5 protein-coding genes are annotated in these 6,263 nt (G+C 57.0%); 2 read left to right on the plus strand and 3 right to left on the minus strand.

Annotated elements, in window-relative coordinates; all coding sequences use genetic code 11:
• Positions 1-705, plus strand: coding sequence for a GntR family transcriptional regulator (locus ACRZ91_RS12790; protein WP_170476443.1), 705 nt, complete (start codon positions 1-3; stop codon positions 703-705).
• A 67-nt stretch (positions 706-772) separates the two neighbouring features.
• Positions 773-2,290 carry a malonate--CoA ligase gene (locus ACRZ91_RS12795; RefSeq protein WP_480905891.1) on the plus strand — a complete coding sequence of 506 codons (1,518 nt, stop codon included), beginning with the start codon at positions 773-775 and terminating at the stop codon, positions 2,288-2,290.
• A gap of 3 nt (positions 2,291-2,293) precedes the next feature.
• Here the strand turns inward: ACRZ91_RS12795 and ACRZ91_RS12800 are convergent, their stop codons facing one another.
• The 3 genes from ACRZ91_RS12800 to ACRZ91_RS12810 form a co-directional block, all read right to left on the minus strand.
• On the minus strand, positions 2,294-3,022 hold the full coding sequence (locus ACRZ91_RS12800) for a metallophosphoesterase family protein (protein ID WP_170771670.1): 729 nt from the start codon (positions 3,020-3,022) through the stop codon (positions 2,294-2,296).
• 124 nt (positions 3,023-3,146) lie between these two features.
• A complete protein-coding gene (gene serA, locus ACRZ91_RS12805) occupies positions 3,147-4,742 on the minus strand; it encodes a phosphoglycerate dehydrogenase (RefSeq protein ID WP_480905894.1) in 1,596 nt (531 codons plus the stop codon).
• 57 nt (positions 4,743-4,799) lie between these two features.
• Positions 4,800-5,954: a phosphoserine transaminase gene (locus tag ACRZ91_RS12810; protein WP_480905897.1), complete on the minus strand. Its 1,155-nt coding sequence runs from the start codon at positions 5,952-5,954 to the stop codon at positions 4,800-4,802.
• Positions 5,955-6,263: the final 309 nt, after the last annotated feature.

The following is a 6,263-nucleotide window of genomic DNA, read 5'->3' on the forward strand; positions in this document are numbered from 1 at the left end:
ATGACCCAGACCAGCGATACCACCAGCTACAAAGACATTAAGCAAACCGTCCTGCAACGCATCCGATCCGGCGAATGGCAACCGGATGCCCTGCTTCCCAATGAGCAAGAGCTTGCGGTGGAATTTTCGTGCACCCGCACCACAGTCAACCGTGCGCTGCGGGAACTGGCGGATGAAGGGTTTCTGGAAAGGCGTCGAAAGGCAGGCACCCGGGTTCTCAGCGCTCCGCAGCGTCAGGCACGATTCACCATTCCACTGGTCCGTGATGAGATTGAAGCTGCGGGCGGCACCTATCGCTATGCGCTGGTATCGCATGAAACACAGACCGCTCCCGATTGGCTGACGGCTCGTCTGGCCCTGCGCGTGGATCAGCGAGTCATGCATGTGCGATGCATGCATTTTTCCACCAACACACCCTTTCAGTTCGAGGACCGCTGGATCGTGATCGACAGCGTACCGCAAGTGGAACAGGCCAATTTCTCAAGTATCGGACCGAATGACTGGCTGGTGCAAACCGTCCCTTTCACAAATGTCGAGCTGACATTTCTAGCCAGCCGCGCTGACGCCACATTGGCTGGGTTTTTGGATGTGTCCGAAGGAGAGCCCGTCTTTACGGCAGAGCGCATCACATGGCTGCAAGGTCAGCCGGTGACCTTCGCCAAAATGTATTTTGCAGCGGGCTACCGGATGACCACCGAATTCTGATTTTCCGGGCTTTACCCCCTGCCATTTACGAGACAGAGTTCCAGCGTCGGATGGAAAGGAAACCGGGATGGGCAACCCGCTTTATGATCGTTTGTTTGGCATTCATGCGGGCAAGGACACGCCGTTTCTGCATCTCGCCGATGGTCAGACACTGACCCATGCCGCGTTTCTGGACACGGCAGCCCGTTTGGCCAATGCGCTGACCGGACTGGAACTGGAACCGGGCGACCGCGTCGCAGTGCAGGTGGAGAAGTCCGCCGAAGCACTGGCGCTTTATGCCGCCTGTGTCCAGGCGGGGCTGATCTTCCTACCCCTCAACACGAGCTACACGACGCAAGAGCTGAGCTATTTCATCGAAAACAGCGGCGCATCTCTGGTGGTCTGCGACGCGGCCAACGAGGCTGGGCTTGCTGATATCGCACAAAAGAACAACGCCCGGTTAGAGACGCTGAACGCGGACGGTTCGGGTAGCCTGACACGGCGTGCGTTGGGGATGCTTCCTGCCTTTGAACCGGTCCGCCGGACCGAGGACGATCTGGCCGCTTTCCTCTATACTTCGGGCACGACGGGACGCTCGAAAGGGGCGATGCTGACGCAAGCCAATCTGCTATCGAACGCGGAGACTCTGGTAAACGAGTGGCAGTATACCAACAGCGACGTGCTGCTCCACGCACTTCCGATTTTTCACACCCATGGGCTGTTTGTTGCGACCAATGTCATGCTCGCCTCGGGTGGATCGATGATCTATCTGCCCAAATTCGACCTGGACGACATGCTACGTCTGATGCCTCAAGCAACGACGATGATGGGCGTACCAACCTTCTACACCCGGCTGCTGAGCGACCAACGGTTCACGCGGGAGCTGACGCAGGATATGAGGCTGTTCATTTCAGGATCGGCACCTTTGCTGGCAGACACGCATGTTCAATTCGAAGACCGGACCGGCCATCGCATTCTGGAACGCTACGGAATGACCGAAACCAACATGAATACGTCAAACCCATACGACGGCGAGCGCCGCGCAGGAACCGTTGGATTTCCCTTGCCAGATGTCGAATTGAAGGTCACGGAACCTGAATCGGGGGAGACTCTGCCAAGTGGTGAAATCGGGATCATCGAAGTACGCGGCCCCAACGTGTTTCAGGGCTATTGGCAAATGCCCGATAAGACGGCCGCAGAACTGCGCGAAGACGGGTTCTTCATCACCGGTGATCTGGGGCGGATCGATGAAGATGGCTATGTCCATATCGTCGGGCGCGGGAAAGACCTGATCATCTCGGGCGGGTACAATATTTATCCTAAAGAGATCGAGTTGCTGCTGGATGAACAACCCGGCGTGCTGGAGAGCGCGGTGATCGGCGTACCCCACCCGGATTTTGGAGAAACGCCGGTTGGCATTCTGGTTCCGACCCCCGGTCAGACGCCTGATATCGAAGCGATCATGGATACGATACAGGGTGCTTTGGCCCGTTTTAAACATCCCCGCCAACTGATCCTGCTTAACGAACTGCCGCGCAATACAATGGGCAAGGTGCAAAAAAACATCCTGCGTGACCGCTGCAAAGACCTGTTCACACAGTCCTGATCGTCAGGGCAAAAGCGCAACGCGGCCCTTGTCCGTCAGCAACCAGCAATCCCGACCTTCAAACACCGCGACGCCTACCGGGCGGCCATACCCTGCACCGCTATCCAGATTGATGCGATTACCATAATGCGTCGCCTGATCCACAGGCGTATGTCCATGGACGATAAGCTTCGGATGCGGGCCACGGTGATTGTGAAAGCTTTGCCTGATCCACACCAGATCATTTTCCCGTTGTTCGCTCAGCGGTATTCCGGGCCGGATGCCTGCGTGAACAAACGCAATCTCTGGCGTTTGATGCATGGCCACGAGCCCCTGCAGAAACATCCTATGCGCCACAGGAACCGCGCCCCGTGCAATGGCATGTAGATCCTCTAGGCGCGTCTGCTGATCGAAGAACACGTCATAGCTTTGAAGTGTTTCGACACCACCCAACCGCTCGTGCAGCCAATGATACCCCACCAACATATGCGGATCATGACGTGGCACATCCTCCAAAAACCACGAAAACATCCGGTCATGATTGCCCAGCAGGGTGACCCAACGCCTGCCTGCATCACGTCCCGCGATCAAACGGTCGATGACGCCCCTGCTGTCTGGGCCTCGATCGACGTAATCACCCAAAAACACGATTTCGGCGTCCTGACCACCATCGCGCTCGATCAGCGACAATGCGCGGTCAAACTCGTCCACACGCCCGTGCAAATCACCGATTGCGTAGATCGGGTTGGTCATCTGGTTCCCCTCGGGCATCTGCGATTGCTGCACTTCTGACGCAAATACGACTCTTTGAAAAGGCGATGCCCGCGCTTTGCATAAGCCCGGGCATCAATCTGTTTCAGAAATTCAACAGCGACACTCAGGCCACCTCAAACTCCAGTGGCTTGATCTGGGTAAACAGACCGGTTTCCGCCAGCTGCGCGCGCGCTTCAGCCGGAACTGGTTCGTCGACGTATAGCAGCGCGATCGCTTCGCCTCCCGCCTCAGCACGACCAAGGGTAAAGTTCGCGATGTTCACACCATGCGTGCCCATAGTTTGCCCCAAGGCACCGATGATGCCTGGCACATCCTCGTTGGTGGTATAAAGCATGTGGGCGCCAACCTCGGCGTCGATATTGATGCCTTTGATCTGAATAAAGCGCGGCTTGCCGTCACTGAACACGGTTCCCCCGATCGAACGTTCGCGTTTCCCGGTCACGACGGTCACCTTGATATAGCCTTCAAAGGCTCCGGACTTATCCTGATTGGTGGTCGAGATTTGAATCCCCCGCTCTTTGGCCACGACCGGAGCAGAAACCATATTCACCTCGGGGTTGAATTTCTTCATGATTCCAGCGATCACCGAACAGTTCAGCGCCGCCAGGTTCATCTCGGCCGCAACGCCATCATAAAGGATGTTGATCGCCTTGATCGGTTCGTCCGTCATCTGACCAATGAAACTGCCCAAATGGCCAGCCAACTTGATCCATGGCCCCATGACCTTGGCCTCTTCCGCCGTAACGCTTGGCATGTTCAGCGCGTTTTCTACCGCGCCGGTCAGCAGGTAGTTCGAAATTTGCTCGGCCACCTGCAACGCCACGTTCTCCTGCGCTTCGGTCGTTGCCGCGCCAAGGTGAGGTGTGCACACCACATTGGGCAGATTGAACAGCGCGTTCTCTTTGGCAGGCTCCTCGCTGAACACATCAAAAGCCGCCCCGGCGACATGTCCCGACTGCAACGCCTCCGCCAGCGCGTCTTCGTCGACCAAACCGCCGCGCGCGCAGTTGACAATGCGCACACCGGGTTTGGTTTTGGCAAGGTTCTCGCGGCTCAGAATGTTACGAGTCTGGTCGGTCAGCGGCACGTGCAGAGTAATAAAGTCAGCACGCGACAGCAGTTCATCCAGCTCGACCTTTTCCACTCCCATCTGCGCGGCTCTCTCTTCGCCGAGATAGGGATCATAGGCGACAACCTTCATCTTTAGCCCCAGCGCACGCTCGCAAACGATGCCGCCGATATTACCCGCGCCGATCACGCCCAGGGTTTTGTTGGTCAGCTCAATCCCCATGAATTTGGACTTTTCCCACTTGCCCGCATGGGTCGAAGTGCTGGCCTCGGGAATTTGCCGCGCCACGGCGAACATCATCGCGATGGCATGCTCAGCCGTGGTGATCATGTTGCCGAACGGCGTGTTCATCACGATCACACCTTTTTTCGAGGCCGCATCCTTGTCGATATTGTCGGTGCCGATCCCAGCGCGGCCGATGACTTTCAGCTTGTCAGCTTTCTCAAGAATGGTTGGCGTGACTTTGGTGGCCGAACGGATGGCGAGGCCGTCATACTGACCGATCATCTCGGCCAATTTGTCTTTGTCCTTACCCAGATCGGGCATGAAATCCACATCAATGCCGCGATCACGGAAGATCTGCACGGCGGTTTCGCTGAGCTTGTCAGATACGAGTACTTTGGGGGCCATATCTTTGGTCCTTGAATTGTATGGAAGCTCCGGGCCTTGGGTGGCCCGGCAATAACATCAGGCAGCTTCAGTCTGCGCCGCGATCTCGGTCTCGAAGGCCCATGCGAGCCATGGCAACATCGCCTCTATATCCGAGGTCTCGATCGTGCCACCGCACCAGATGCGCAAACCCGCAGGGGCATCGCGATAGGCACCAATATCTAGTGCGATGTTTTCGACTTCGAGCCGTTTGGCCACGGCCTTGGCAAAAGCCGAACCATCCTGAATACGCGCGTCGGTAAACTTCAGGCAGACCGAGGTATTGGACCGTGTCGCCGCGTCTTCCGCCAGATTTGCAATCCAGCCATTCTGGTCGCAGAACGCGTGCACTGCGCCAGCATTGGCATCCGCGCGGGCAATCAATCCTTCAAGGCCACCGACGGATCGCGCCCAATCCAGCGCGAAAAGGTAGTCCTCAACCGCAAGCATGGAGGGCGTGTTGATTGTGGCCCCAGTGAAGATGCCTTCGATCAGCTTGCCACCTTTGGTCAGGCGGAAAATCTTGGGCAGGGGCCGTGCTGGGGTGTAACTCTCCAAGCGTTCGACCGCACGCGGCGACAGAATCAGCATCCCATGAGCCGCCTCACCACCCAGAACCTTCTGCCAGCTGAACGTGGTCACATCCAGCTTGTCCCAGGGCAAGTCCATCGCAAAGGCCGCCGAGGTTGCGTCACAGATCGTAAGACCCTGACGATCAACGGCAATCCAGTCGCCATTCGGAACCCGCACACCCGAGGTGGTACCGTTCCAAGTAAACACTACATCATTGGCGAAATCGACGGACGCGAGATCGACGATTTGCCCGTAGTCGGCAGTTTTCACATCCGCGTCGATTTTCAGCTGCTTGATCACATCGGTCACCCAACCCGCGCCAAAGCTTTCCCAGGCCAGCATCTCGACCTTGCGCTCACCCAGAAGCGACCACAGCGCCATCTCAACCGCACCGGTGTCTGAGGCAGGTACGATGCCGATGCGATAATCCGCTGGAATACCCAGAATCTCGCGCGTGCCTTCAATGGCCGCCTTCAGCTTGTCCTTACCAACAGCAGCACGATGCGAACGGCCCAAGGCCGCATCCGCCAGTTTGGTCAGATCAAATGTGGGGGGTTTGGCACAAGGGCCCGAAGAAAAACGCGGATTGGCCGGCCGCGTCGCCGGTTGTTCGATTGTCATCTGTATTACCCTTCCAGATACACGCCCCTCGTTGGGGAGGGGTGTCCCACAGATAGGGGTATGGCTCCTTCGCACCTGCAGCAAGCGAAAAAGACCCATCGACCGTTAAAAACGACATCTTAAAGGGTATCAAATCGGGACAGAGGTTTCCGATGAGCGAAAAACCCGCCGGTAGTCCGGCGGGTGTTTGTTTGTGTATTACTCTGCGGCTTCTTCGTATTCTGACATTGGAGGGCATGTGCAGATGAGGTTTCTGTCACCGTATGCGTTGTCGACGCGGTTGACGGGGGACCAGTATTTGTCGACGCC

The sequence above is a fragment of the Ruegeria sp. O11 genome (assembly GCF_056535285.1).